Consider the following 24,358-nt stretch of genomic DNA (forward strand, 5'->3'; position numbering starts at 1 on the left):
ACGCCATGACGCAGGCCGCGCTCGCACTGGAACCCCGGACCGAAACGGAAGACCTGTGCGAGCGCGTCCGCACCGTGGCGCGGACCAGGCTCGCGCCGGCAACCGACGCCATCGACACCGGCGAACTTTACCCCGCCGACATCTTGCGCAGCTTTGCTGCGGAAGGAGCATTTGCCTCACATATGCCGCAGAATGGCAGCGCCGATCTGCGGCCCGCGATCGCCGCCATGTCGGTGATTGGCGAGACCTGCGGCGCCACCGCGTTCATGACGTGGTGTCAGGACACGCTCGCCTGGTATATCGGCAATTCGCAGAACACGGCGTTGCAGGCGCAATGGCTCAAGCCCGTTGCGAGCGGCGCTCAGCTCGGCGGCACCGGGCTGTCGAACCCGATGAAAAGTTTCTTCGGGATCGAGACCCTGAAGCTCAAGGGACGCAAGGTCGACGGCGGCTATGTCGTGAAGGGCGCCCTGCCCTGGGTCTCCAATCTCGCACCCGGGCACCTGTTCGGCACCATCTTCGAGCGCGAGGACGCACCCGGCGAAAAGGTGATGTTCCTTGCCGATTGCGGCGACCCTAACATCACCCTGCAGCCCTGCCCGCCCTTTCTCGCGATGGACGGCACCGGCACTTACGCCGTGCAGATCCGCAATGCCTTCGTGCCGGACCGTCTGATCCTCGCCGAAAACGCGATGCCCTTCGTCAAGCGCATCCGCGCCGGCTTTGTACTGCTGCAGGCCGGCATGGGGCTCGGCGTGATGCGCGACTGCATCGCCATCATGAAAGAGCTGCGGCCGATGCTCGGTCACGTCAATTGCTTCCTCGACCAGCAGCCGGAAGACTTCGAGCGCCTGCTCGTCGAGGCCGAGCGCGAGGTGATGACACTCGCGGCCACCCCTTATGACCCAAGCCCGGCCTTCTGGGAGCGCGTTATCAAGATCCGGTTGCAGCTCGGCGAAGCGTCGGTCGCGACCGCGCATGCGGCGATGCTGCATGCCGGCGCGCGCGGCTATCTCAAATCACATCGCGCGCAACGCCGGCTGCGCGAAGCCTATTTCGTCGCCATCGTCACGCCGGCGACCAAGCAACTCAGAAAGATGCTCGCCGACGGCGCGCAATAACATTTTCGGGAGACGTCCGGGGGCTTTGAAGCAAGGAACAACGGAGGTTCGTCATGACTGCGGCTTTGATTACTGCGGAAGACCTCAAGACCATGATGGGAAGCGAGCCCGTCGTCGTCATCGATACGAGAAGCCCCGACGCCTATGCAGCGGGCCATATCCCCGGCGCCGTCAATGTCCACGACATCTTCACCTATCTTGCGACATCCACGCCGGAAGGCATGGCGGAGCTGAAATCGAAATTCGCCGACGCCTTCGGCGCCGCCGGCCTGTCCGGCAAGGAAACGGCGGTCATCTACGAGCAGTCGATGAATTCCGGCTTCGGCCAATCCTGCCGCGGCTATTTCCTGCTTTCCATGCTCGGCTATCCGAAGATCAAGGTGTTGCATGGCGGGTTCGATGCTTGGACCGCCAAAGGTCTGCCGGTCACGACCGAGGTGCCTTCGCCCGCGGCCGCCACATTCCCCGTGGTGCCTGAAGCCGCCGACATCATCATCGATGCCAAGACCATGCTTGCCGCGCTCGGCAAATCCGACATTGCGCTGCTGGACGTGCGCGACGTCGACGAATGGATCGGCGAAAGCTCATCGCCCTACGGCAAGGACTTCTGCCCGCGCAAGGGCCGCATTCCCGGCGCCGTCTGGCTCGAATGGTACCGCATGATGAAGCCGACCGCCGAGGGCCCGCGCTTCAAGTCATCGGAAGAAATTCTCGCCGAATGCGCGACCGTCGGCATCACGCCCGACACGCCGGTCTATCTCTATTGCTTCAAGGGCGCGCGCGCCTCGAACACTTTCGTTGCGCTGAAGAATGCCGGCGTGAAGGACGTGCGGATGTATTTCGGCTCCTGGAACGAATGGTCGCGCGATCCGTCGCTGCCGATCGAGGAAGGCCATCCCGCAGCGCCCAAGGCGATGCAGGGCAAGGCCGCCTGACGCAGGCACATCGCGGCGCGTCGGCCATGCGTCGCGCGCCGTTTCCTCTCACCCCCGCGAACGTCAGCAAGGTAACGTCCGATGACCGACACTCCGCCGACCCGAATGAATGCCTGCGCCTGCGGCGCCGACCACGAGCCGGGACTGGCCTGCGAGGGCCTGAGCGACAAGGGGCTGCAGAGCCGGGTCGAGACCGCGGTGCTGCGCGCCGCTTTCCCCAACCCGGTGACGCGGCGTTCGCTGCTCGCCGCCGTCGGCAGCGCGACTGTCACGGCCGCGTTGTCGCAAATTTTCCCGGTCGCCACCGCGACCGAGGCCTTTGCGCAAGGCGGACCGCTGGAGAAGACCAAGCTCGCAGTCGGCTTCATCCCGATCACCTGCGCCACGCCGATCATCATGGCGCATCCGCTCGGCTTCTACACCAAGCAGAAGCTGGACGTGGACGTGGTCAAGACCGCCGGATGGGCCGTGGTGCGCGACAAGACCCTGAACAAGGAATACGACGTCGCCCACATGCTGGCGCCGATGCCGATCGCGATCTCGCTCGGCCTTGGCTCGACCGCAACGCCCTTCACCGTGCCGGCGATCCAGAACGTCAACGGCCAGGCCATCTGCATGGCGATGGCGCATAAGGACCGCCGCGATCCGAAGACCTGGAAGGGCATGCGGTTTGCGATCCCGTTCGACTATTCGATCCACAATTATCTCTTGCGCTACTACCTCGCGGAAAACGGCCTCGATCCGGATCAGGACGTTCAGCTGCGCGTCGTGCCGCCGCCGGACATGGTCGCCAATATGCGCGCCGGCAACATCGACGGCTTCCTCGCGCCCGACAGCGTGGTGCAGCGCGCGGTGTTCGACGGCATCGGGTTCATCCATCTCATCTCCAAGGAGATGTGGGACGGCCATCCCTGCTGCTCGTTCTCGGCGCGCGCCGACTTCCTGTCGGAAATGCCGAACACCTATGCGGCGCTGTTGCGGGCGCTGATCGAGGCATCCAGCTATGCTTCGAAACCGGAAAACCGCAAGCAGATCGCCGAGGCGATTGCGCCGGCGAATTATCTGAACGCGCCGGTACCGGTGCTCGACCAGGTTCTGACCGGCACGTTCGCCGACGGACTTGGCGGCATCAAGAAGGACCCGAACCGCGTCAGCTTCGATCCATTCCCCTACGAAGGCTTCGCGGTCTGGATCCTGACCCAGATGAAGCGCTGGGGTCAGGTGAAAGGCGACGTCGATTATGCCGGCATCGCCAAAAAGGTATTCCTCACCACCGAAGCCGCCAAAGCCATGAAGGAGGCCGGCATGGCGGTGCCGGATGCCTCGATGAAGGGCTTCTCGGTGATGGGCAAGGCGTTCGATCCGGCCAAGCCGAACGAGTATGTGGAGAGCTTTTCGATCCGCAGGGCTTGATCGCCCTAGCTGCGCCCTTGCGCTATCCACCTGCAACAGCGCCCGGTGTCGTGCCGGGCGTTGCCCATCCGCGGTCAGCCGATGCGGTCCGCGGTCAGCGTTCGGGCCGCGGAAGCCCGCGCGCCTGCAGAAAATCGATCGAAGCGCGCGCGGTCAGCGCGAGCAGCTCCAATTCCCGGTCCAGCCGCATAAACGCGTGCCGGATCTCGGAATTGGGTTCGACCCTGTGTTTGCGAAGCAGCGCCATCCTGTCGGCAATTCCGGACAGAATCAGATCGGCGACGAGAGGATTCGGGTACACGGTTACGCCTTACGCTTACGCGACGGTTCCACGACAGATACGCAACGCAGCGATGATGGACGCACAAGAATGACGATCCTGAGGCGGCGTGCCGGCGCCCGGCGATAATAACCGGCGCCAACCGCTTCGCGCGCGACACCGCGCAGGCGCGTTGTGTCGCGGTTGAAAAACGCCCATGCTGGGCGTCCCAGCCGCTTCCCGTGGCGTCGTCCACAGCCCGGAATGGCTCCTGCCGCGATTCGCCGTTAGCATGGGAACCTGTACCAAGGCGGAGCGTTTGATACCGCCACAGGTCAGGAAAGGGCGGCGCATGGGCATCATCTGGACGATCATCATCGGCTTTATCGCGGGCGTGATCGCGAAATTCCTTCATCCGGGCGACAATGAGCCCAAGGGATTCATTCTCACCACCATTCTCGGTATCGTCGGCGCGTTCCTCGCCACCTATCTCGGTCAGGCCATCGGCTGGTACCGCGCTGGCGAAGGCGCTGGTCTGATCGGCGCGGTCGTGGGCGCCATCATCATTCTCCTGGTCTGGGGCATCGTCACCAAGAAGCGGGCCTGAGGCATTTATCGGCGGAACCTGCTAGTCTGACGCCGGGCGAGTCCCGCGGCCCAGCGCCGCCGGGCAGCCCGGCATTTGTGCGTCCGGACTGATTGTCGTTGAAACCTGTCCGTTTTCGATCCGACGGCTGAACCGGAGGGGTTTCGGTTGCGACCCATTCGGACACCGGGCCCGCACCGCGCGGCATTGCCGCGCGCATCCGCGTCCGCAAAAGAGGGAGAGCAGGATCCATGAACAAATCGCTTGCGCAAATGGCGGCCTCCGCGAGCGGAGGCGGTGGTAGCGGTGGCGGCGGCTGGGGCCGCAGGATCGGCGTCGTCCTTGGCGTCGGCATTATCGGCCTGATCGCCCTCTCGATCGTGATGGGCAGCTGGTACACCATCGATCAGCGCGAACGCGGCGTCATTCTGCGCAACGGCAAGCTGATCGGCATCGCCACACCCGGCCTCGGCTTCAAGATTCCGTTCATCGACTCGATCGTCAAAATCTCTCTGGAGACGCAGCGTGCCCGGTTCGACAAGGTGCATTCCTACAGCCGCGACCAGCAGCCGGCCAATCTGACGATTTCTGTCAACTATCGCGCCACCGAAGACAAGGTCGACGACCTGTACTCGCAGTTCGGCGGCCTGCGCGGCTATGCCGATCGCGTGCTGTTCCCCAAGGTCAATTCGGAGTCCAAAATCGTGTTCGGGCAGTTCAACGCCGTCACCGCCATCCAGGAGCGTGGACGGCTCAATTCCGAAGTCATGGCCGCAATCCTGAAAGCGGCGGCCGGTCCGGTCGTGATCGAGTCGGTGCAGATCGAGAATCTCGATTTCAGCGCCGAATACGAAAAGTCAATCGAGCAGCGCATGCTGGCCGAAGTTGAAGTGCAGCGTCTGCGCCAGAACGCCGAGCGCGAAAAGGTTCAGGCCGAGATCGTTGTCACCAAGGCGACCGCGGAGGCCAATGCGGTGCGCCAGCGCGCGCAGGCCGAGGCGGACGCCATCAAGCTGCGCGGCGAAGCTGAAGCTGCCGCGATCCGGGCGCGCGGTGCGGCGCTTGGCGACAACCCGAACCTCGTCAACCTGGTGCAGGCCGAAAAATGGGACGGAAAGCTGCCGGTGACCATGCTGCCCGGCGGCGCGGTGCCGATGCTCAATCTCGATCCGCGCAGCGTTGCGCCCGCCACCCCGCGCGCAGCGGCGCCGGCGCCGACCGTCGGGGTGGCGCGCTGAGGCGCCCCGACCTTTTCCTGCAGACGCACCGGCCCCGCTCAGGGGCCGGTCTTGTTTTTAGTCCTGCGAAACCGCGCCGCGTAAATCCAGTATGCATAGACTGCGGCGGCAGCGACCAAGAAAACCACCCCCGACCCGATCTCGCCCTTGAACAGCGCAACGCCGACGGAAATTGCGATGGCGGCAAGCCAGAATTTCAGAGAATTGCGCAGGCTGGGCGCGGTCTTGTCGGAGAACATTTGGTCGGACCGCAATGCGGCGCATGGATGCGAACGCCCCGACCGGCGTTACGGACCGTGGCGTGCGCGATCCTACAGATTGACGCAGGCCGATGAAAGCATTGACAACAGGCTGTTCGTCCTGGATGGCGCCGGCCGCGGGGCTTCCGCTCACGCCGCGGACTGATAGACTTGCAGGCATGGACCGCGCCTCGATCCTCAGCCAGTCGGAGAAGCTCGAGCGCCACATCGCGCTGGTCGAGGAGGATTTGACCAAGCAGCGCGAGCTGGTCGCCGAATTGCTGCGCCAGGGCGAGGACGCCACCGGCGCCATGGCGCTGCTGCGGCAATTCGAGGAACTCCACGCACGGCTCCTGGTCGACCGCGAGACGCTGCGCCGGCATCTCGACGGCGTTTCAGGCTGAGGGGAACGCGCGGGTCGCGTCAGGCAAAGTCTGGAGCGGGTGAAGGGAATCGAACCCTCGTCATCAGCTTGGAAGGCTGTTGCTCTACCATTGAGCTACACCCGCGTTGCGGACGCTGCCGGACGCCCGTTGGTTTCCACAATTTGCCGCCGGAAACAAGGCCTTGTCTGCATAATATAGGCCCCTGCCGCGCAACGTCATCGGCCGCGCGCCGCAACCTGCACGCGGCAGGCTCGGCCTTCTCACTTCGCGGCCGGCGCCGGCGCGGTTCCGAGCAATGCCTCCATCGCCAGCCCGAGCGCGAGCAGCGCGGTGTCGCTGCCGACCGGCCCGTCGATCTCGATCCCGACCGGCAGGCCGCCCTTGGTCATGCCCGCAAACAGCGACAGCCCCGGAATGCCGGCATTGCTGCCGGGATCGGTGTTGCGGATCATGGTGAAGAAGGTCGGCGCGGGCTTGCCGCCGGCAATCGAGATCTCGCCCGAGCCCCTCTCCGCATCGATCGGCACCGCGGGCGCGGGCGTCGTCGGATACAGCATGGCGTCGAGATTGTTGGTCTTGAAATAATCCGCATAAAGCTTCTGCAAGGCCGGCCGATGCACTTGCATGGCGTCGGGATAATCCTTGCCGAAAGCGTCCTTCATGATCGCGCCGAACGCGCCCTGCACGTCCGGGCTTGCAATCTTGCCGGCAATGTCGGCGAGCGTGACGCCCTCAATGCCGGACGCTTTCAGATAGGCCGGAATATCCTCAACAGGTTCATGCAGCGCGACCGGGAACGACACCTTGCCATTCAGTTCGACCAAGCCCAGCAGGTCTGCATCGACAACGACCACGCCCGCCGCTTCCAGCTTGCCGCGCGCGGCCTTGGCCACCGCCTCCAGCTCCGGATCGAGCCCGGACCAGAACGAAGCCGGGATGCCGAAGCGTTTGCCCTTCAGCTCTGCCGGTGCTGCCACCGGCGTACCGGTGATCACCGCATCGAGCAGCGCCACGTCGGCAACGCTGCGGCCCATCGGACCTACGGTGTCGCGGGTGCGGCTGATCGGCACCACCGCATTGGCGTCGTGATAGCGGCGCTCGGCCCCGCCATTGCCGACAGAGGGACGAAAGCCCGCAATTCCGGTCAGCGCCGCGGGAATCCGGGTCGAGCCGCCGGTGTCGCTGCCGAGCCCCGCCGGCACGATACCGGCGGCGATCGCGGCCGCGGTGCCGCCCGAGGAGCCGCCGGGGATGCGCGTGACGTCGTAAGGGTTCTTCACATGCCCCGCAAAAGACGCGGCGTTGGTCGAGGTGATGCCGAAGGCGAGTTCGTGGAGGTTGGCCTTGCCGATCACGATCGCGCCGGCATCGATGAGTTTCTGCAGCGATGGCGCATTGGCCTTCGGGCGAGCATTCCGCAGGGCGGGCGTTCCGCCGGTGGTCGGCAGGTCGGCGGTGTTGATGTTGTCTTTCACCACGATCGGCAATCCGGCAAGCGGCGGCAGCGCCTGCCCTGCCGTGATCATGTCGTCGATCGTCTTCGCCGCAGCGAGCGCGCCGTCGGCATTGAGGGTGATGATGGCATTGAGATGCTTCATCTGTTCGGCACGGGCGAGCGCGGCCTTGACCACATCGGTCGCGGTCAGGCGTTTTGCCCGGATTGCAGCGACGATGTCGGCGGCGGATTGCGGAGCTGCGGATGATGCGCCTTGCGCCATGGCGGGCCTCACCGCGGCAACAAGGGAACAGGCGTTGGCGGCCGCAAGGCCGAGCGCCACGGTCAGAATGTCGCGGCGGGATGCATGATGCATGAAAGCCCCCTGAAGCTGGTCGGGAGCAAGTCTACACGCAATTGCGGCAGGAACCGCGCTCAAGCGCTATGCAACGGCCGTTTCGGTGTGATCGTTTCGGTTGCTTGCAGAGCAAACAACGATTGGTGGAGGGGGTTGGATTCGAACCAACGTAGGCATAGCCAACGGATTTACAGTCCGTCCCCTTTAGCCACTCGGGCACCCCTCCACGGGATCGCTTTCGGTGCGAGCCTTCCTTGGTCGCGCCATGCCGACAAAAGGTTTAACCCGGATCGGCATTCTGTAAAACGCCGCGTCGGCCGGGAAAATCCCGCAAGCCGCCGGGCGCGGGCTGCGTTATGGTGGCGAGAGCCGGTTAAGTCAATCCAAAATCACGGATTTTCCAATGCGCGACGCTGACAGGACGAGGCCGCGAAAGCCCGGCCAACGGGGCAAGCCCGCCCCTGCCCCGCGCAGATTCGACCGTGCACCACCCCGCCAGCGCGGCGAGCGGAACCGCGCGCGCGAAGATGTCGCAATCCTCTATGGCTGGCATACGGTGGAGGCCGCGCTGGCCAATCCGAACCGCCGCATCCGCGCGCTCTATGCCACCGAAAATGCCGCCAAGCGGCTTGCCGAGGCCGGTCTCGACAAGCATTTGATGCCGCAGATCGTGCGGCCGGACGAGATCGCGCGGCGGCTCGGCCCGGACGCGGTTCACAACGGGCTTCTGGCGGAGGCCGATCCGCTCGATGCGCCGGACCTGTCCGACCTGCCGGCCGAAGGCATCGTCCTCGTCCTCGACCAGATCACCGACCCGCATAATGTCGGTGCGATCCTGCGAAGCGCCGCCGCCTTCGGGGTCAAGGCCCTCGTCACCACTGCCCGCCATTCGCCGGAGGCCACCGGGGTGCTCGCGAAATCCGCCTCGGGTGCGCTCGACCACGTGCCGATCGTCACCGTGCAGAATCTCGCGCGCGGTCTCAACGCGCTGCGCGAGCGCGGCTTTCTTCTGGTCGGGCTCGACAGCGAGGGCGAGGCCGATCTTGCGGCGACCCCGCTTCGCGGTCCGCTGGCGCTGGTGCTCGGTGCCGAGGGCAAGGGCCTTCGCCAGTTGACGCGCGAGACCTGCGACCGCACAGCCCGGCTCGACCTGCCCGGCACGATCAAGAGCCTCAACGTCTCGAATGCCGCAGCGCTCGCGCTTTACGTGGCGAGCACACGGCTCAAGCCATGACGCAAGCGATGCCCGGCGCAGACCGGGCATCCGGATCTGCCAATGCTCAGACGATGCGAGCGGCGTCAGTTATAGACGCTGATCGGACGGCCATAACGGTGATGATGCCGATGATGGTGGCGCGGACCGTAAGAGGCGCGGCGCGGCCCATAACCCCAGCGGCCCTCGACATAGGGATAGGGACGGTGTGCACGCGGCGCGTAATAGGTCCCATAGCGCGCATCGCTGAGACCGGGACCGGAATAGACCGGACCCTGATTGACCACATATTGCTGCACCACCGGCTGCGGCTGCACCACCACCGGATGCTGGACGATGACCGGCTGCTTCACGATCACCGGCTGCTGCACCACGACCGGGGCGCCCTGCACCACCACGGGCGCAGCATGGACCACGACCGGGGCGGCCTGAACATTGAAGCCGGTGTTGCAGCAAGTGCTGGAAAAGCCGAACGGCACGGCAAAGCCGAAGCCCGAATTGCAGCATTGGGCACTGGCGGGGCCTGCGGCGGCGATGGTGACCGCGGCGGCGGCAAGCAGGGAGAGCGTTACGCGAGACATGGGACGTCCTCTTCAGGCGGCTGGAATTAGCGACGGCGAGGTCGCGGTTGGGGTTGCGGGTGATGATGGCGGTTATTCTGGCCACCCTCATCCCAGGGCGAGCCGATATTGACTTCGGGGCTGATCATCATCGGCCCGGTCGGCGCATATTGCGTCGGCGGCACATCCGGTGACTCGGCCGACCAGGAGCGGCTGTAGGCTTCGGCGGGCTTTGGCAGCTCGCGATTGGCAGGCGGCTCGACCTCCAGCCGCCCGACAGCGGGCTTGACGCCCATCGTTGGGAAATAGCCGACGGGCTTGCGGTAGCGCACCGGCTTTTCCGGCTCGAGCGGCGGCACATAGGGCGACGGATAGACCGTGATGCCGGGCGCTGCGCCCGGCCGGTAGAGACCCCAGTCGCCTTCGACCACGCCCCAAGCGGCGTTATAGCCTTGGATCGGCACCGGCACATTCGGCCGGCCGGGTACCACCAGAACCGGTCCGTGATCGGCGCGCGCGTCCACCATGCCTGCAACGGCGGGCACGATCCCGAACGCGACAGCCGCCCAACGCATCCGACCAACTCCAGCGCGGGCGCAAGCCTGCGCCCCCTCAGCCGTCGGTCGTTATGGCTGCCCGCGGCCTTTGGCCCGGTTAATCGGCCGGCACAATCATCGGGTAGCATTAACTCAAGGTGACCAGCCGGTGCTGCACTGCGCCGCGATCACCGGAACGTCATCTCGTCCGCCGAAACGGCGCCGGGCCCTGCCGCGTAACTGTCGAACCCGGGCGTCCGTTCGGGACACAAAGTTGGGACAGCGACAGACACCGGCATGGCGCCCTGTCCTGCAAGCGCAAAGGAGGCAAGCGTGAAAGGTCTCGCCGCTATCGTCGTGTCGGCTTTCGCCCTGACCGGCAGCTTTGCGGCGCCCGCCGCAGCGCAGACGGCCGAACCGCAGCCTCAATTCATCTCCGGCCTGATCTGCGACACCGCGGAACAGGCGGAGCATTTCATTCTGGTCCTGCGCGATAATGTCGAAGCCGCGCTCGGCACGGTAAACCGTGAAGCCGGCACCCCGGATGCCTGCATGATCGCGACCTACGGCTTTGTGCCGGGTCAGACCGTGTCGGAGGTGGAGCGCAACGGCGCCATCGTCAATGTGATCGAGGTGCGCGTGCTGGCGGTTGCGACCTCCGGCGGCCTGCAGCCAATCGCGCCGAAAATCTATTATTCGGTGCGTCCGACCGGTCAGCGCGTGGCGTAAGCTCCGGCGGCCAACCCGCGGCCTTATGCCGACCTCCGATATTGCAGTTTCGGCGGTTTTCGATCAAAACACGGCTGGCTTCGAACCCATGGCGCGCAGCTTAGGGCGCCGCGGCGTTGGACGGGCTCCGCACCGGGGTCTTGCTTAGCCAAGCCGGCTTAGCTCAGCGGTAGAGCAGCGGTTTTGTAAACCGAAGGTCGGGGGTTCAATCCCCTCAGCCGGCACCAAACAAGTCAGATCCGGCCCGGAAACATCGGTAACAGATCGTACCTGAGACATGGGTGACACCGTCGCGCCGAACGGGTTGTCGTTGGGTTGCAAGGTTTTCTGCTCCAGGTCGAAATATCCGAGATCGTAGCGCATGAAAGCTTGACTCGCGGCGTTCATCGCGGTGCGTCAGCGACTTTATCCTTCCGGCTGATGCAGGCCGAACTCGACGTCCTGATTGTCGCGGCACAGCTGAAGCTTTCCCGCGCCCGGCAGCGGCACAACAGGTCCGACCGTGCCGCCCAGAGCCTGCACCCGCGCGGCCGCAGCGGCCAGGTCGCGTGTGCGGAAATAGATCACGAATCCGCAGCGCTGGTCGCTTGCATGGGCATTGCCAGGAATGCCTGCGCCGCAAAGGCGGCCTGCCGTGTTCGGGTATTCGTTGCCGAACGTCCAGCCGAACAGGCTTCCGTAAAACGCCTTCGCACCGTCGAAATGCGGTATCGCCATTGCGATAAATGACACCGTTCCTTCGTCCTGCCCAGTCACCGGCGAATCCTTTCCTCAAGTTGTGCTGCGAGGTTCATCTGTTCGCGGCACACAGCGTCCCCTCGCAATTTCTGTGTCTGATCCCGCATCATCGCACCGCATGCCGCGCAAATCAGTATCACCATGCTCCCCGCGGTCACATCGCCGCCCCAATACGCTGCCCCAATTAGAGACAGGATTCGAGCGGGGGCTCGGTTCGTTACGACCGCGACATCCGGCGGCTTTTGCCGCGGAAATACAAGGCTTTCTTCTTCTCGCGTTTCGATCGGGGGAACACAGACCGGACGCGCCGCAGCGGCAACCGCCGCCCAGGGGGACAATAGATGATGGAAATGCTGATCGGCGCCGTCGCAGGCGTCGTGCTGTTCATTGTTCTGGAATGGTGGCTCACCGGCCGCAGGCCCACCAGCACGCGAGGTCATCATCATGGCATTTAATGGGACCGGTAACACGCAGATCCATGTCCTGCGCGATCGCCCGAGCCGCATCGACAAACCGGCGCGGATCGTCATCGACAAGACAAGCAGCATGGACTGCCTTGTGCGCAACCTGTCGGCCACCGGCGCGCTGGTGATGGTCAGTCACCCGACCTACCTGCCCGACCGCATTGTGGTCGCGATCCCTGAAATGGGCTTCGAGCGCGCGGCACGGATCAAGTGGCGGCGCGCCCGAAGCATCGGGCTGACTTTCAACTGAAGACAGGCCGCCGGCGCAAGCGGTACCGCACGCGCACCTCACAGCCCGCGCGCAGTTCACAGCCCATGACCGGCGGTAACAGGTTGTGAGACGATTTTGGCGCGTCCTGCGCCGATAATCGGCGCCGCGACCGGCAGCGTGAACCTCCCGGCCGGTCGATCACTGCAAAGGCCCCGTGCCGCATGCCGGCGCGGGGTTTTGCGCGCCAGGACCACCGCAGCCGGAATTCCTTGGTTGACGTTGGGCGCAGGCATCGCGGCCTTTGACCAAGGTGCTCGCGATTAACCGTGTTTCTTCAGCGGGCGTTAGCTGCCCCCTCCCACCATAGGGGTCCGGGACGCATTCGGGAGATGCGGAGCCGGCGCGCGCACCGGCGCGCTGCAATCGCAGCGGCCGCAACGGGGATGGTGCGCACCGCTGTTTTCAGGTTGGGGAGATTTGGTCATGACCGCGATGGATTTCGTGGGACTGGCGCTGATCCTGTTGCTGGTCGTGCCGATGATTACGGCCCGGCCGAGCCAATATTAGGGGCTGGATAGAGGTCAGCCGTGCCGCGTCAGTCGCGGTCGCGCCCGAATTCGCAGCCGCGTGCGGCATAGACGTAGCGATTGACGCCATACATGTCGGCACGCAATTGCGGCCGGCACCGGTCCGCCCATCGCCGTTCGCGATCGCGCAATTCGGCGACATCCTCCGCGCTTGGCTCGCGCAGCGAGGGCGCGGCATTGTCGTTGCGCGGAGCATAGCGATATTGCTGCACGCAATTGCCGGCGCCGCGCGAGAACACGCAGCTTTCGACAAAGGTATCGGTCGACCCGCGGTGTGACTGCGGCTGGGCTGCTGCAGGTGCAGCCAGACCGAGCAAGCCGGCAAATACGACCGCCACCGCGACCCTGGTCATCATCACGACTACTCCGCTTCCGGCCGGGACGGCCGGAGATGGTTAAATATTTGATAGCAAGCGCGGTGCCATCGCAACCGTGCCGGTCCGGTACAGAACGCCATTCCCACGCGCAGCCCTGTTTCGTTCTGCGACAGGGAACCTAATTCCCCATGCCGAATTGTAGGAAGCCGCATCATCGGCGGCGGCCCTCGGGACGGGACAAAATCAGCGTGAACGTGGCGCAGAATGCCAGATTGAAGCCGGCCGCCGGCAAGGACGGCGCCGACGACGTCCGCGTCAGCGCGCGGCCGGCCCCGGTCGCAATCGTGCGCGGTTTGCGGTTCGGTGCGCAGGAACCCTCGCCGCTCGAGGATGCCGGCGTCTTCTGGAAGATCATGTCGCAATTCGCCACCATCCTGATGGCGGCGATCATGTTCGGCGCGCTGCTGTATCTGGCGCGCCCGCTCCTGATGCCGGTTCTTGCGGCGCTGATCGTCGCCTTCACCATCGGTCCGCTGACCGGATTTGCGGTGAAGCGCGGCCTGCCCTCCTTCGTGCCGGCGCTGATTATCGTCGCGGTTTTCGCCGGCGCGCTTTATCTCGCCGTCATCCTGCTCGCCGACCCGATCTACGACCTGATCTCACGCTCCGCCGAGATCGGCGCCACGATCAAGGACAAGTTCAGCTTCATGGAGCGGCCGCTCGCCGCGATCAAGGAATTGACCTCGGCCCTGTCGGGGTCGGCGGCGCTCAGCGTCGATATCTCCAAGCCCACAGACGTGATCGGCAGCGTGCTCGCCATGGTGACGCCGGCGATGATGCAGTTCGTGCTGTTCTTCGCGACGCTGTTCTTCTTCGTGCTCGGGCGCAACGCCATGCGCCAGTCCATCGTCAATTTCTTCGATACACGCGACGGACGGCTGCGCGCGCTGAAAATTTTCAACGACACCGAACGCAGCCTGAACGGCTATCTGGTCACGGTCACCATCATCAATGCCGGCGTCGGCCTGGTCGCCACGCTCGTGACCTGGGCGCTCGGATTCCCTGCGCCGCTGCTTTGGGGCGCACTCGCCTTTGCGCTGAACTACATCCCCTATGTCGGTCCCGGCATCATGCACGCGACACTGTTCGTGATCGGGCTTCTGACGTTCGATACGCTGCCGCCCGCATTGATCGCGCCCGCCCTGTTCATCGCCTTCACCTTCGTCGAGGGGCATTTCCTGGTGCCGACCATCATCGGCCGCCAGTTTCTCATGCATCCGCTGGCGGTGTTCCTCTCGCTCGCCTTCTGGGCCTGGCTGTGGGGACCGATCGGAGCCTTCCTCGCCACCCCGATCCTGATCATGGGCATGGTCGCGGCCGGTCACCTCTATCCGCGGCCGAAGACCGTGCTGCCGGATTAGGCGCGACGCCACGCCCTCATTCGGGCATCGGCGTCTCGCCTTTGGGGAAATGCGCGAAGGTTGCGGCCGGCCTGCCGAAATTGGTCGCAAGCAGTTCGGCCGGATTGGCGGCGAACCAGGCTGTCGCCGAGATCGACTGGTATTCGCCGTCGTTGAAGGCAAGCACCAGTTCGAGTTCGTCGTCGCCGATATTCTCGATGTAATGGCCAAAGCCCTGCGGCGCGTAGCCGACATCGCCCGGTCCGTATTGCTCGGTGCGCGCCCGGCCGCCCGAACCGAACACCGTCATGCGCGCCTTGCCCTTGATGTAGTATTGCCACTCGTCGGCATTCGGGTGCCAATGCAGTTCGCGCAGGCCGCCCGGCTTGATGCGCAAGAGCGCGCCGGTCATCGTCGCAGAAATCGGAAACTCCTTCTGTGACACGATCCGCATGGTGCCGCCGGGAAACTCCTGCGGCTTTTGCGCGAGCAGCCTGAAGCGATGCGTCAGCGCGCCGGGATTGAGCGATCCGGGCGTCGGATTGTCCGGCAGCGGCGGCGGCACCGGGCCTTTGACCAGATAGACTTCCTGCTTGGGAAAATCTGCAAAGGTCGATGCGGGGACCGCGAAATTCTTCGCCAGCACGTCGGCCGGTACATGCCCGATCCAGTCGGTGATGCTGAAGGTGCCGAATTCGGAAAAATAGCCATTGTCGAAGATCAGGATGAACTCGCAAGGCTCGGTCCCGATGCCCTGGATCGAATGACCGTGCCCGCGCGGGAAATACCAGACATCGCCCTCGCCGAAATCGGCGATCTCGCACTGGCCCTGTGGATCGATGGTGGTGACGCGGCAACATCCCTTGATGACATAGGCCCATTCGGCGGCGTTCGCATGCCAGTGCAATTCGCGCAAGGCCCCCGGATCGAGCTGCATCAGCACGCCCGCGAGCTTCTCCGAGACCGGAAAATTGCGGGCCGTGGCTTCCTTCGACCAGCCGCCGTCGCGCGGAATATTCGGCGCGGCGCCGAGCGCGTAGCGCAGCGAGGGCAAGTCCTTGCCCTGAAGCGGCGCGGTCATCGGACCGTAGGGCGGCTGCCCTGTGTAAGAATCTCCGTCCCCGCCCGATGCCATTCCCAGTCCCCCGATTGCCGCCGCGCCGCCGATCACCGAACGCCGGGATCTCCCGGTCACGACCCGTCTTGTACGCTCGCGACCGCGTTGCGTGCCAGCGGCGGACGGCGTCTGCGCATCAGCTTAAAGACGCGAATGGCCGGGGCAAGCCCGGCCGTTCACAATGCAATCCCGGACATCGCCGCAGCTAATTCGCAAGCTTCGCGCCGGCCTGCTGCACCGCCTTGGCCCAGCGCGCGAGCTCAGCCTGGTTCAGCTTGAGCAGGTCTTCCGGGGACCCCGCGACCGGGTCGATGCCTTGTGCCAGGAGTTTTGCCTTCACGTCCGGCGTGTTGATGATTTTCAGGATCGCTTGGTTGAGCTTTGTCACGACCTCCTTCGGCGTTTTGGCCGGCGCCCAGACGCCGAACCAGGCCGAGACCTCGAAATCGTCCATCCCGGCTTCCTTCATCACCGGTACATCAGGCAGGGCTGCGATCCGCGTCGCATTGGTGTTGGCGATCGCGCGCAGCTTGCCGTCCTTGATATGACCGAGCAGCGGCAGATAGTGATAGAACATGAACTGCAGATCGCCGCGCAGAAGACCGGTGATGGCTTCCGCGCCGCCCTTGTAGGGAATATGCGTCGCATTCAGTCCGTTGCGTGCGACGAACATGGCGCCTGACAGATGGTTCGAGGTGCCGTTGCCGGAGGATCCGTAATTCACCTTGCCGGGATTGGCCTTGATATAGGCGATCAGGTCGGCGACGTTCTTGACCGGCAGAGCGGGATTGACGACCAGCACATTCGGTGCGGTGCCGAACTGGATCACCGGCTCGAAATCCTTGATCGGATCGTAGTTGATCTTGGCGTACACGGCCGGATTGATCGAGTGCGTCCCGATCGTGCCCATCAGCAGCGTATAGCCGTCGGGCGCCGAGCGCGCCACCGCTTCGGTGCCGACGCTGCCCCCGGCCCCGCCGCGATTTTCGATCACGACCGTCTGTCCGATCGCCCTGGACAATTCATCCTGAAGGATGCGCCCGACCAGATCGGTGGTGCTGCCAGGCGGGAACGGGACAGTAAGTGTGATGGGCTTGGACGGATAAGTCTGCGCCTGTGCGGCGGCGTTCAGGAAGATGAGGCAGGCGGCCGCAGCAAGGGCCTGTGGCCAAACGCGAAATTGCATTGCATCCTCCCCACTGCCGCTCATCATCGAGCGGTCATCTGTTTGTCTTTACACTAGCGGGTCTTTCGCAGAGGCGACAAGGCCGTCTTCGACGCTGCCGCGTCGCCTAAAGCTGCACGCCGAAATAACTTGGGCCATCCGGTGTTTCACCTACCGGAAAGTCAAAAGGGACGCCCGCAAAACCGCCAACCGAGGGAGAATATTGCCATGACCGAGCTATCCCGCCGTCATCTGCTTGCCGGAACGGCCCTCGCCGCAGCCGGCGCCGCCGGTTTTGCTTTGCCGCAAGTCGCAACAGCCGCGGCCCCGCAAAGCGGCCAGCAGGGACCGGGCTTTTACCGCTTCAAGGTCGGCGACTATGAGGTGACCGCGGTCAATGACGGCACCTGGTACCGCAAGCTCGATGCGTCCTTCGTGCGCAACGCCGAGCTTCCCGATGTGCAAAAGGCGCTCGAGGCCGCGTTCCTGCCGACCGATGTGGTGCCGATCCCGTTCACGACGCTCCTGATCAATACCGGCTCAAAGCTGGTCGCGCTCGATACCGGCACCGGCGGCGTGCTCACCGGCATGGCGCCGCAATCGGGCACCTATGCCGCCAATCTCGCGGCCGCCGGGATCGATCCGAAGACAGTCGATGCGATCTACATCTCGCATTTCCATCCAGACCATATCAACGGCATCAAGGGCAAGGACGGCGGCCTGTTCTTCCCGAACGCTTCCATCAATGTCCCCGAACCGGAATGGGCGTTCTGGATGGATGACGGCAACATGAGCCGCGCGCCGGAGGCGGCGCAGGGATCGTTCAAGAATGCGCGGCGCGTCTTCGACGACATCGCCGGCAAGGTGCAGCGCTTTGCGCCCGGCAAGGAAGTCGAGCCCGGCATCATGAGCATCGCCGCGCACGGCCACACGCCCGGCCACACGGCCTTCTCGGTGCATTCCGGCAACAAATCCTTCCTCTACATCGCGGACGCCACCAACAATCCGTGGCTGTTCGTGCGCAATCCGACCTGGCAGGCCATATTCGACGCGGACGGCAACAAGGCCGCCGAGACCCGCAAGATGCTGCTCGACCGTGCCGCGGCCGACAAGATGCTGACCCATGGCTATCACTGGCCGTTCCCGGCCTCGGGCTACATCACCAGGACCGCGAGCGGCTACGAGCTCGTCCCGAAGATGTGGTCGCCGACGCTGTAACGCGATCGCGCGGTCACAACCGCTTCAGGAGCAAAAGGGCCGCCCGCGGGCGGCCCTTTCAATGTCATGCGTCGCGCAGCGATGCTCACCATGTCATCCCGGCCCGCACCATGTAGGTGCGGCCCGGCTGCGGATAGGCATTGTAGGTTCCGAGCGTCGAGGCAAAGCCGTACGGATACGGGCTTGCGATCGCGTAATCGAAATACTCCTCGTTGAACAGATTCAGCACCGAGACCGACCAGAAGAACTGCTGATAGGCGCCGCCGAGCCGCACATCGACGGTTGTGTAGGACGGAATCGTCGGCTGCAGATTGACCTGATCGTTGTCCATGCGGCGGTCGCCGAAATATCGGACCACGGTGTCCAGCGTCAGGTATTTCTTCCAGATATCCCAGGACACCCCGATATTGCCGGTCCAGCGCGACACCAGCGGCACGTCGTTACCGGCGAACAGTCCCTCACGGAACACCGCGCGGGTATAGGCGAGCCCCCCCTTGATCCGCAGATCCTCGTTCACGCGATACGCCACGATCGTTTCATGGCCGTAGCGCCGCGTCGGATCGAGGTTGGTGTTGTTGGCCTCAAAATTCGGTCCGTAGCGGAAATGAATCTCGTCAGTGAGATTCATGGTGTAGTAGCTCCATTGCGCCTCCAGCGGCCCGGCATTGATGCGCAGGCCGGCCTCCCAATCGTGCGACTTCTGGGTGCGCAGGTCGAAATTCGTCGGGGCGGTGAACGCCGTCACTGCGCCGACGCGCTCGTCGACATTGGGCACGCGGAAGCTTTGCGCCATGCGCCCGAACAGCGCCAGGTTCGGCGTGATGCGCTGCTCCAGCCCCAGATGCCATGCGTGATTGGTCTCGCTCTTGTCCAGCGGCAAACCCTCGATGCCGTTCGGGAAGCAGAATCCGAAAAAGCAGCTGGTGCCGCCAGGCGCCGACGCATCGAAGGTGTCTCGCGCCCTGACCTTGGTGCGTTGCGTGCGCACGCCGCCGGAAATGTCGGTATGGGTCGGCAGCGACACCGTCTGCATCCAGTACAGCCCGGTCGATTCCTGCCGCAGATCGTAGACATTGATCGGCGCTGCGCCGAAATAGAGCGGCCGGTTCGAGTCGTAATCGGCATTGTAATAATCGAGGCCACCGGTCGCCCTCACCTTCATCCCCCACCACTCGGTGTCGATCTTGACGCGGGGCGTGAGCGACCACGTCGTCAATTTGGTATCGACCGCCTGCCGCGGATTGAGGGTGGCGACGAACTCAGTGGCACGGAAGAACTGCGCCTGCTCCTCTTTGCGCCGCACGCCGCCATCGACGATCAGCTCCATGCCCGGCGCGAGCTGATAGGTGAAGCCGAGCGTGCCGTTCTGGCCCTGCTTGTCGGCCCAGTCGTAAGGCGTGAAGGCGCCGCGCCGGTCGGTGATGAGGTTGAACACGCCATCGGCGAGTGAATAGCGGCGGTGCCCCGGCAGGCCGATATGCTGATCGTCGGCCGACAGATTGAGATAGAAGCTGCCGCGATCGTAGGTATAGCGCAGATCGGCGACGCCGCCCTGCTGCTTGTAGTCGTTGTTTTCCCGATAGCCATCGCTGCGGATCGCATTGGTGAAAATGCTGCCCGACCAGCCGCCATTGGAGCCCCAGGCCGAGAGATTGCCCTCGCGGTAATTGAACGAGCCGAACGCGCCGTCGATCCGCGCGCCCGGCTTCACCCCGACCCCAGTCTTGGTGACGATGTTGATGACGCCGCCGACGGCGCCGTCGCCATAAAGTACCGCACCGGAATTGCCGCGCGTGATCTCGATGCGCTCGATGCTTTCGCGCGGGATCGCGGCAAGATCGATCCCGACCATGTCGAGATCTTGGACGCGCCGGCCATTGATCAGGAACAGCGTGTTGGAATTGGCGGCCGCACCGAAACCGCGCACGTCGACCGACGTGCGCGCGCCGTTGACGCCGCCGAACAGGCTCTGCACCTGCACGCCCGGCTCGCGCGACAGGATCGCGGGCAAATTCTGTTCGGGTGAACGCGCGATGTCCTCGCCGGTGATGACGGTGGTGGAGGCGCCGGTGATGCCTGCGCCGCCCACCGCAATACCGCCGATCGTCCCGGATGGCGCGCCGTCGGGCGGGCCGCCGGGCTCGGCCTCACCGCCGGTCCCGGTGCGGCGGCCGATTCCGGTCAGCCGGGTTTCGGTCACGTTGATGTCCGGCAGCGTCACTGTCTGCGCCATCGCCGGATGCCAGGCGGCCGACGCCATAAGGACCGCAAGCCCCGCCGCCCCGGTCCGGCACGTTGTGGAAAAGTCCCCCATCGCATGTTCCTTCGCTTGCTCCGGTACAAACCGGAGCCTTTCGGTGCACAAAGCCCGATGCGAAGGACACGCGAACGAACGCCCGTGACGCGCGGCAGCCACCACGCTGCCGCTGCCAGCGCCGCTCACGCCTTACGAAAAGTCGCCGAGATCCCCCTTGGCGGCCTTCGCATCGGCATTCAAGCGTCACCGCTGCGAACAACCGCTCCGTATGGACGCCCCGCCCACCGGTTGGGTGACTGCGCTGGCAGGTCTCCTGGCTCGCGGGTCTTCACCTGCACCCAGCCTTCCCGGTTTCCCAGTGGCCAAATTCGGGTGCGGATTCGCCGCTCACAGTTGCGGGGGCAGCCACGGCTTCGGCCCGGAAAAGGCTGTTCCGTGTTCCCTCTTGCCTCTCCGGCGGTGCCGAAGAACCAGTGCGGATCACATGATCCGATTGACGCCCCGAGGAGTCAAGATCACGCCGATGTGAGCCGCTGGCATGGCGGCGATACATTGTGTCTCTATGATTTGATCGGTGCGGCCGAATTTTTTCGGACGCGCGAACATACCTGCGCAACTTTTTGAACTATTCTCGTATCTGAAACGACGAAACCTCGAGCACCAGATCATGACCCGTCCGAAGCAGCGTCTTTCGAGCCTCGCCGCCGCGGCACTCATCGCTATCGCGATGGGCGGGGCATCGCATGCCATGGGCATCGACGAGCCTGCCAAGCCCGCGGAGGCCCCGGCCGGCAGCCAGACCGACAAGAAGGACGCAAAGCCGGCTGCGGAAGGCGCAAAGCCAGGTTCCAAGCCCGCCGATGCGAAGCCGGGCGACGCCAAGCCGACGGAAAAGAAATCCGAGTTGGAGTTCCGCAGCGGCTACAAGCTCGCCTACGACGCCGTGTATCTGCGGCAGGATTACGCGGGTGCTGTTTTAATTCTCAGCGCGCTCGGTCATGACGATCACCCCGATGTCGCCAACCTGATCGGCTTTGCCAGCCGCAAGCTTGGCCGCACCGAGGATGCGCGCCACTGGTACGAGAAGGCGCTGGCCGCCGATCCGAACCATGCCCGCACCTGGCAATATTACGGGCTGTGGCATCTGGAGCGCGGTGACCGCGCCAAGGCGCAGGCGCATCTGGAACGGATCGCGCTGATCTGCGGCGAGGCTTGCGAGGAATTCGTTTCGCTCAAAGATGCACTGAACGGAAAGCTGACCTACTGACGCGCGACTTCCCGGTGCGCGATCGCGAGGCCACCATGATCAGAATCCGATCCGGACTCATTGCAGCCGTTCTCACCGCTGCAATCGGTCTGCCCGGTGCGAATGCAGCAGGTGTCGAGAATCCTGCAGCGGCCGGCGGCGGCATGAAGCTGCAATCGGCCGCCCCTGAAGCAAAAGCCAAGACGCCGCGCAAGAAAAAGCCCGCCGCCGAGGGCAAGCCAAGGACGCCGGAAAAGAAGTCGGAGCAGCACTTTCTCGACGGCTACCGCCTCGCCTATGACCTGATCTATCGCAAGCAGGACTACGACGCGGCGATCGCAGCCCTGCATGCGCTTGGCCGGGCCGATCATCCGGACGTCGCCAACCTGATCGGCTTTGCCAGCCGCAAGCTCGGCCGCACCGAAGACGCCAGGCTCTGGTACGAGAAGGCGCTGGCCGCAGATCCGAACCACACCCGGACCTGGCAATATTACGGGCTCTGGCATCTGGAACGCGGCGACCGCGCAAGGGCCGAGCGGCACCTGACAAGGATCGCGTCGATCTGCGGCACGCAATGCGACGACTACATCTCGCTCAGGCGGGCGCTGACCGGCGAGAGCCTGACCTATTGAGCTAGCCGGCCGCTCCGGCCATGGCGGCGCGGTCGGTTTCTTTCATGATCCAGCGCAGATAGGTGTCCTCGACCGATTCCACCGGAATCACCAGGATCGCCGGCGTGTCATAGGGATGGGCGGCCTTGACTGCCTTGCGCACGCGGTCGGCGAACGAGGCCCGCGTCTTGACGATCATCACCACCTCCTCGCCGCGCTCGACCTTCCCTTCCCACCAGTAATGCGAGACCATGCCGGGCAGGATATTCACGCAGGCGGCGAGCCGCTGCGCAACCACGTCCTTGCCGGCCTTCTCCGCCTCGACAAGCGAAGGATAAGTCGTATAGACGAGCACCACGCGTTCCATAACGTCCTCTCTCGGCATTCAACTGCACCAATCCGGCGCCGGACCCGGCCGTTATTAGCACGACACAGGGAGCGAGCCGGTTCGATGAGCCGTCGATACGAGAAAATCGCCTTCGTGGCGAGCCAAAGTCCGGAAGCCGCGGAGGCGCGGAGCCGGCTTGCCGCGCGCTATGGCGATTGCGAACCGGCATCCGCAGATGTTGTGGTTGCGCTCGGCGGCGACGGCCTCATGCTGCAGACCCTGCGCGCGCAGATGCGTTCCGGCAAGCCGGTCTACGGGATGCATCGCGGCACCATCGGGTTCCTGATGAACGAATTCGCCGAAAACGGTCTAAGGGAACGGCTCGCCGCAGCCGAAACCACCGTAATCCATCCGCTGGTCATGCGCGCCCGCGACCGCATGGGCGGGGCGCATGAGCATTACGCCATCAATGAAGTGTCGGCGTTCCGCCAGAGCTACCAGGCGGCACGGCTGCGCCTTCTGATCGACGGCAAGGAGCGTTTGCCCGAGCTCGTCGCCGACGGCGTCATGGTGGCGACCCCCGCAGGCTCGACCGCCTATAACCTGTCGGCGCAGGGGCCGATCATTCCGATCAAGGCGCCGCTCCTGGCGCTGACCCCGATCAGTCCGTTCCGGCCGCGCCGCTGGCACGGCGCGCTGCTTCCCGATACCGCCCGCGTCACGGTCGAGGTGATCGATCCGGACAAGCGGCCGGTGGCTGCCGTTGCCGATCATTCCGAGGTCCGCGACGTGACGCAGGTCGAGGTGGCGATGGATCATTCCATTTCCATGCACATGCTGTTCGACCCCGGGCACAGCCTCGATGAACGCATCCTGCGCGAGCAGTTCGGATATTGACGCAGCCCACGCGAGGGCGATCCGCGCCATCATCCTAAACCCTTCGTTAACGGCGCGCGCCTAACGTTTCCGCCCACCGGCCGCCGCGGTGACGGACCCAGCATGTCGCAAATCGATTTCAACCGGCTGCGCTTTGTCGTGGTGGACGACAGCCACCCGATGCGGCGGATCGTGCGCACGCTGCTGCACGGTTTCGGCGCCCGCGAGGTGATCGAAGCCGAAGACGGCGCCGCCGGGCTCGAAGCCTTCACCAATCAGGTTCCGGACATCGTCATCATGGATTGGGCGATGCCGATCTTCGACGGGCTGGAGCTGACCCAGATGATCCGTCAGCCCGGCGCCAATCCCAATCCGTTCGTCCCTATCATCATGCTGACGGCCCATTCCGAAAAGCGCCGGGTCACCGCCGCGCGCGATGCCGGCGTCACCGAGTTTCTGGCAAAGCCGCTGTCGGCGCGCGGACTGTATCAGCGTATCGTCAATGTCGTCGTCAATCCGCGCCCGTTCGTGCGCACCAAGACCTATTTCGGACCGGACAGACGGCGCAGCCTCAACCCCAACTATAGCGGGCCGGAGTGCCGGCGCGGCGGCCCGACCGACTTCGTCAACCAGAAGCTGGTCGCCGCCAGCGCGCAGGCCCATTCATAGCGAGACCCTGCCATGGGTGAATCGGACAAGAACCGCGTGTCGATCCGCATGTTCGGCGACCACGAGATCATTACGCCGGTCAACAGGCTGGAGAAGTTCAAGGTCAAGTTCGTCGCCGCAGGCGACGATCCGCTGACGCGCGCCGA

Annotated in this window: 26 protein-coding genes, 3 tRNA genes and 1 riboswitch; of the genes, 16 read left to right on the forward strand and 13 right to left on the reverse strand. The window is 64.5% G+C overall.

The window, feature by feature from the left end:
• Window positions 1-5: 5 nt before the first annotated feature.
• The 3 genes from ACK41X_RS01150 (at window position 6) to ACK41X_RS01160 (ending at window position 3,469) form a co-directional block, all read left to right on the forward strand.
• Window positions 6-1,121: an acyl-CoA dehydrogenase family protein gene (locus ACK41X_RS01150; RefSeq protein ID WP_409718195.1), complete on the forward strand. Its 1,116-nt coding sequence runs from the start codon at window positions 6-8 to the stop codon at window positions 1,119-1,121.
• Window positions 1,122-1,174: 53 nt separating this feature from the next.
• The gene (locus ACK41X_RS01155) at window positions 1,175-2,056 is read left to right on the forward strand and encodes a sulfurtransferase (RefSeq protein ID WP_409718198.1); all 882 of its coding nucleotides are present in this window, start codon (window positions 1,175-1,177) and stop codon (window positions 2,054-2,056) included.
• An 81-nt stretch (window positions 2,057-2,137) separates the two neighbouring features.
• Window positions 2,138-3,469, forward strand: a complete 1,332-nt coding sequence (locus ACK41X_RS01160; RefSeq protein WP_409718201.1) for a CmpA/NrtA family ABC transporter substrate-binding protein — start codon at window positions 2,138-2,140, stop codon at window positions 3,467-3,469.
• Between the two features lie 94 nt (window positions 3,470-3,563).
• Here the strand turns inward: ACK41X_RS01160 and ACK41X_RS01165 are convergent, their stop codons facing one another.
• The gene (locus tag ACK41X_RS01165) at window positions 3,564-3,770 is read right to left on the reverse strand and encodes a hypothetical protein (RefSeq protein ID WP_409718205.1); all 207 of its coding nucleotides are present in this window, start codon (window positions 3,768-3,770) and stop codon (window positions 3,564-3,566) included.
• Window positions 3,771-4,080: 310 nt separating this feature from the next.
• On the opposite strand from ACK41X_RS01165, the gene ACK41X_RS01170 reads away from it, so the two are divergent.
• Complete coding sequence (locus ACK41X_RS01170; RefSeq protein WP_409718208.1) at window positions 4,081-4,335, forward strand: GlsB/YeaQ/YmgE family stress response membrane protein; 255 nt, start codon at window positions 4,081-4,083, stop codon at window positions 4,333-4,335.
• Window positions 4,336-4,697: 362 nt separating this feature from the next.
• Entirely contained in the window at window positions 4,698-5,552 is an 855-nt protein-coding gene (locus tag ACK41X_RS01175) for a prohibitin family protein (protein WP_409718284.1), read from the forward strand.
• A 38-nt stretch (window positions 5,553-5,590) separates the two neighbouring features.
• On the opposite strand, the gene ACK41X_RS01180 is transcribed toward ACK41X_RS01175, so the two are convergent.
• Window positions 5,591-5,791 (reverse strand): hypothetical protein, encoded by a 201-nt coding sequence (locus ACK41X_RS01180; RefSeq protein WP_409718210.1) that lies wholly within the window; start codon window positions 5,789-5,791, stop codon window positions 5,591-5,593.
• A 92-nt stretch (window positions 5,792-5,883) separates the two neighbouring features.
• Between ACK41X_RS01180 and ACK41X_RS01185 the strand changes: the two genes are divergently transcribed.
• Window positions 5,884-6,195, forward strand: coding sequence for a hypothetical protein (locus ACK41X_RS01185; protein WP_409718213.1), 312 nt, complete (start codon window positions 5,884-5,886; stop codon window positions 6,193-6,195).
• Between the two features lie 31 nt (window positions 6,196-6,226).
• Here the strand turns inward: ACK41X_RS01185 and ACK41X_RS01190 are convergent.
• From ACK41X_RS01190 to ACK41X_RS01200, 3 genes are all read right to left on the reverse strand, one after another.
• Window positions 6,227-6,300 (reverse strand) — tRNA-Gly (locus tag ACK41X_RS01190).
• A gap of 137 nt (window positions 6,301-6,437) precedes the next feature.
• Window positions 6,438-7,988, reverse strand: coding sequence for an indoleacetamide hydrolase (gene iaaH / locus ACK41X_RS01195; protein ID WP_409718216.1), 1,551 nt, complete (start codon window positions 7,986-7,988; stop codon window positions 6,438-6,440).
• 123 nt (window positions 7,989-8,111) lie between these two features.
• Window positions 8,112-8,196: transfer RNA gene (locus ACK41X_RS01200), tRNA-Tyr, on the reverse strand.
• A 177-nt stretch (window positions 8,197-8,373) separates the two neighbouring features.
• Here ACK41X_RS01200 and rlmB point away from each other — a divergent pair.
• Window positions 8,374-9,204, forward strand: coding sequence for a 23S rRNA (guanosine(2251)-2'-O)-methyltransferase RlmB (gene rlmB / locus ACK41X_RS01205; protein ID WP_409718219.1), 831 nt, complete (start codon window positions 8,374-8,376; stop codon window positions 9,202-9,204).
• 65 nt (window positions 9,205-9,269) lie between these two features.
• Here rlmB and ACK41X_RS01210 read toward each other — a convergent pair whose 3' ends face one another.
• Window positions 9,270-9,764, reverse strand: a complete 495-nt coding sequence (locus tag ACK41X_RS01210; protein ID WP_409718222.1) for a hypothetical protein — start codon at window positions 9,762-9,764, stop codon at window positions 9,270-9,272.
• A gap of 26 nt (window positions 9,765-9,790) precedes the next feature.
• Window positions 9,791-10,318 (reverse strand): hypothetical protein, encoded by a 528-nt coding sequence (locus ACK41X_RS01215; protein WP_409718225.1) that lies wholly within the window; start codon window positions 10,316-10,318, stop codon window positions 9,791-9,793.
• Window positions 10,319-10,612: 294 nt separating this feature from the next.
• On the opposite strand from ACK41X_RS01215, the gene ACK41X_RS01220 reads away from it, so the two are divergent.
• Window positions 10,613-11,008, forward strand: a complete 396-nt coding sequence (locus ACK41X_RS01220) for a hypothetical protein (RefSeq protein WP_409718228.1) — start codon at window positions 10,613-10,615, stop codon at window positions 11,006-11,008.
• Between the two features lie 152 nt (window positions 11,009-11,160).
• Window positions 11,161-11,235, forward strand: a tRNA-Thr gene (locus tag ACK41X_RS01225).
• A 178-nt stretch (window positions 11,236-11,413) separates the two neighbouring features.
• On the opposite strand, the gene ACK41X_RS01230 is transcribed toward ACK41X_RS01225, so the two are convergent.
• Window positions 11,414-11,740, reverse strand: a complete 327-nt coding sequence (locus ACK41X_RS01230) for a hypothetical protein (RefSeq protein ID WP_409718231.1) — start codon at window positions 11,738-11,740, stop codon at window positions 11,414-11,416.
• A 450-nt stretch (window positions 11,741-12,190) separates the two neighbouring features.
• Here ACK41X_RS01230 and ACK41X_RS01235 point away from each other — a divergent pair, with 450 nt between their 5' ends.
• Window positions 12,191-12,460, forward strand: a complete 270-nt coding sequence (locus ACK41X_RS01235; RefSeq protein ID WP_409718234.1) for a hypothetical protein — start codon at window positions 12,191-12,193, stop codon at window positions 12,458-12,460.
• A 556-nt stretch (window positions 12,461-13,016) separates the two neighbouring features.
• Here ACK41X_RS01235 and ACK41X_RS01240 read toward each other — a convergent pair.
• Window positions 13,017-13,364 carry a hypothetical protein gene (locus tag ACK41X_RS01240; protein WP_409718237.1) on the reverse strand — a complete coding sequence of 116 codons (348 nt, stop codon included), beginning with the start codon at window positions 13,362-13,364 and terminating at the stop codon, window positions 13,017-13,019.
• A 209-nt stretch (window positions 13,365-13,573) separates the two neighbouring features.
• On the opposite strand from ACK41X_RS01240, the gene ACK41X_RS01245 reads away from it, so the two are divergent.
• Complete coding sequence (locus ACK41X_RS01245; protein WP_409718240.1) at window positions 13,574-14,746, forward strand: AI-2E family transporter; 1,173 nt, start codon at window positions 13,574-13,576, stop codon at window positions 14,744-14,746.
• 16 nt (window positions 14,747-14,762) lie between these two features.
• Here ACK41X_RS01245 and ACK41X_RS01250 read toward each other — a convergent pair whose 3' ends face one another.
• Window positions 14,763-15,806, reverse strand: coding sequence for a cupin domain-containing protein (locus ACK41X_RS01250; protein WP_409718243.1), 1,044 nt, complete (start codon window positions 15,804-15,806; stop codon window positions 14,763-14,765).
• A gap of 241 nt (window positions 15,807-16,047) precedes the next feature.
• Complete coding sequence (locus ACK41X_RS01255) at window positions 16,048-17,028, reverse strand: Bug family tripartite tricarboxylate transporter substrate binding protein (protein ID WP_409718246.1); 981 nt, start codon at window positions 17,026-17,028, stop codon at window positions 16,048-16,050.
• Between the two features lie 207 nt (window positions 17,029-17,235).
• On the opposite strand from ACK41X_RS01255, the gene ACK41X_RS01260 reads away from it, so the two are divergent.
• Complete coding sequence (locus ACK41X_RS01260; RefSeq protein WP_409718248.1) at window positions 17,236-18,225, forward strand: MBL fold metallo-hydrolase; 990 nt, start codon at window positions 17,236-17,238, stop codon at window positions 18,223-18,225.
• Window positions 18,226-18,310: 85 nt separating this feature from the next.
• Here ACK41X_RS01260 and ACK41X_RS01265 read toward each other — a convergent pair whose 3' ends face one another.
• Window positions 18,311-20,539: a TonB-dependent receptor gene (locus ACK41X_RS01265; protein WP_409718251.1), complete on the reverse strand. Its 2,229-nt coding sequence runs from the start codon at window positions 20,537-20,539 to the stop codon at window positions 18,311-18,313.
• Window positions 20,540-20,767: 228 nt separating this feature from the next.
• A riboswitch (cobalamin riboswitch) is annotated at window positions 20,768-20,972 on the reverse strand.
• A 177-nt stretch (window positions 20,973-21,149) separates the two neighbouring features.
• Between ACK41X_RS01265 and ACK41X_RS01270 the strand changes: the two genes are divergently transcribed.
• The gene (locus ACK41X_RS01270) at window positions 21,150-21,749 is read left to right on the forward strand and encodes a tetratricopeptide repeat protein (RefSeq protein WP_409718254.1); all 600 of its coding nucleotides are present in this window, start codon (window positions 21,150-21,152) and stop codon (window positions 21,747-21,749) included.
• Window positions 21,750-21,784: 35 nt separating this feature from the next.
• Entirely contained in the window at window positions 21,785-22,360 is a 576-nt protein-coding gene (locus tag ACK41X_RS01275; RefSeq protein WP_409718257.1) for a tetratricopeptide repeat protein, read from the forward strand.
• Window position 22,361: 1 nt separating this feature from the next.
• Here the strand turns inward: ACK41X_RS01275 and cutA are convergent, their stop codons facing one another.
• On the reverse strand, window positions 22,362-22,706 hold the full coding sequence (gene cutA, locus ACK41X_RS01280) for a divalent-cation tolerance protein CutA (protein WP_409718260.1): 345 nt from the start codon (window positions 22,704-22,706) through the stop codon (window positions 22,362-22,364).
• 84 nt (window positions 22,707-22,790) lie between these two features.
• On the opposite strand from cutA, the gene ACK41X_RS01285 reads away from it, so the two are divergent.
• Both ACK41X_RS01285 and ACK41X_RS01290 read left to right on the forward strand, forming a co-directional pair.
• A complete protein-coding gene (locus ACK41X_RS01285) occupies window positions 22,791-23,564 on the forward strand; it encodes an NAD kinase (RefSeq protein WP_409718263.1) in 774 nt (257 codons plus the stop codon).
• Between the two features lie 102 nt (window positions 23,565-23,666).
• Entirely contained in the window at window positions 23,667-24,212 is a 546-nt protein-coding gene (locus ACK41X_RS01290; protein WP_409718266.1) for a response regulator, read from the forward strand.
• Window positions 24,213-24,358 lie beyond the last annotated feature (146 nt).

The sequence above is a fragment of the Pseudorhodoplanes sp. genome (assembly GCF_046289595.1).
Classification (GTDB): Bacteria; Pseudomonadota; Alphaproteobacteria; order Rhizobiales; family Xanthobacteraceae; genus Pseudorhodoplanes.

Excerpts from the sequence above, each read along its gene's own strand:
- ACK41X_RS01150 (WP_409718195.1), top strand. The coding sequence starts at position 6 with ATGACGCAGGCCGCGCTCGCACTGGAACCCCGGACCGAAACGGAAGAC.
- ACK41X_RS01155 (WP_409718198.1), top strand. The coding sequence starts at position 1,175 with ATGACTGCGGCTTTGATTACTGCGGAAGACCTCAAGACCATGATGGGA.
- ACK41X_RS01160 (WP_409718201.1), top strand. The coding sequence starts at position 2,138 with ATGACCGACACTCCGCCGACCCGAATGAATGCCTGCGCCTGCGGCGCC.
- ACK41X_RS01170 (WP_409718208.1), top strand. The coding sequence starts at position 4,081 with ATGGGCATCATCTGGACGATCATCATCGGCTTTATCGCGGGCGTGATC.
- ACK41X_RS01175 (WP_409718284.1), top strand. The coding sequence starts at position 4,698 with ATGGGCAGCTGGTACACCATCGATCAGCGCGAACGCGGCGTCATTCTG.
- ACK41X_RS01180 (WP_409718210.1), bottom strand. The coding sequence starts at position 5,791 with ATGTTCTCCGACAAGACCGCGCCCAGCCTGCGCAATTCTCTGAAATTC.
- ACK41X_RS01185 (WP_409718213.1), top strand. The coding sequence starts at position 5,884 with ATGAAAGCATTGACAACAGGCTGTTCGTCCTGGATGGCGCCGGCCGCG.
- iaaH (WP_409718216.1), bottom strand. The coding sequence starts at position 7,988 with ATGCATCATGCATCCCGCCGCGACATTCTGACCGTGGCGCTCGGCCTT.
- rlmB (WP_409718219.1), top strand. The coding sequence starts at position 8,374 with ATGCGCGACGCTGACAGGACGAGGCCGCGAAAGCCCGGCCAACGGGGC.
- ACK41X_RS01210 (WP_409718222.1), bottom strand. The coding sequence starts at position 9,764 with ATGTCTCGCGTAACGCTCTCCCTGCTTGCCGCCGCCGCGGTCACCATC.
- ACK41X_RS01215 (WP_409718225.1), bottom strand. The coding sequence starts at position 10,318 with ATGCGTTGGGCGGCTGTCGCGTTCGGGATCGTGCCCGCCGTTGCAGGC.
- ACK41X_RS01235 (WP_409718234.1), top strand. The coding sequence starts at position 12,191 with ATGGCATTTAATGGGACCGGTAACACGCAGATCCATGTCCTGCGCGAT.
- ACK41X_RS01240 (WP_409718237.1), bottom strand. The coding sequence starts at position 13,364 with ATGATGACCAGGGTCGCGGTGGCGGTCGTATTTGCCGGCTTGCTCGGT.
- ACK41X_RS01250 (WP_409718243.1), bottom strand. The coding sequence starts at position 15,806 with ATGACCGCGCCGCTTCAGGGCAAGGACTTGCCCTCGCTGCGCTACGCG.
- ACK41X_RS01255 (WP_409718246.1), bottom strand. The coding sequence starts at position 17,028 with ATGCAATTTCGCGTTTGGCCACAGGCCCTTGCTGCGGCCGCCTGCCTC.
- ACK41X_RS01260 (WP_409718248.1), top strand. The coding sequence starts at position 17,236 with ATGACCGAGCTATCCCGCCGTCATCTGCTTGCCGGAACGGCCCTCGCC.
- ACK41X_RS01265 (WP_409718251.1), bottom strand. The coding sequence starts at position 20,539 with ATGGGGGACTTTTCCACAACGTGCCGGACCGGGGCGGCGGGGCTTGCG.
- ACK41X_RS01270 (WP_409718254.1), top strand. The coding sequence starts at position 21,150 with ATGACCCGTCCGAAGCAGCGTCTTTCGAGCCTCGCCGCCGCGGCACTC.
- ACK41X_RS01275 (WP_409718257.1), top strand. The coding sequence starts at position 21,785 with ATGATCAGAATCCGATCCGGACTCATTGCAGCCGTTCTCACCGCTGCA.
- cutA (WP_409718260.1), bottom strand. The coding sequence starts at position 22,706 with ATGGAACGCGTGGTGCTCGTCTATACGACTTATCCTTCGCTTGTCGAG.
- ACK41X_RS01285 (WP_409718263.1), top strand. The coding sequence starts at position 22,791 with ATGAGCCGTCGATACGAGAAAATCGCCTTCGTGGCGAGCCAAAGTCCG.
- ACK41X_RS01290 (WP_409718266.1), top strand. The coding sequence starts at position 23,667 with ATGTCGCAAATCGATTTCAACCGGCTGCGCTTTGTCGTGGTGGACGAC.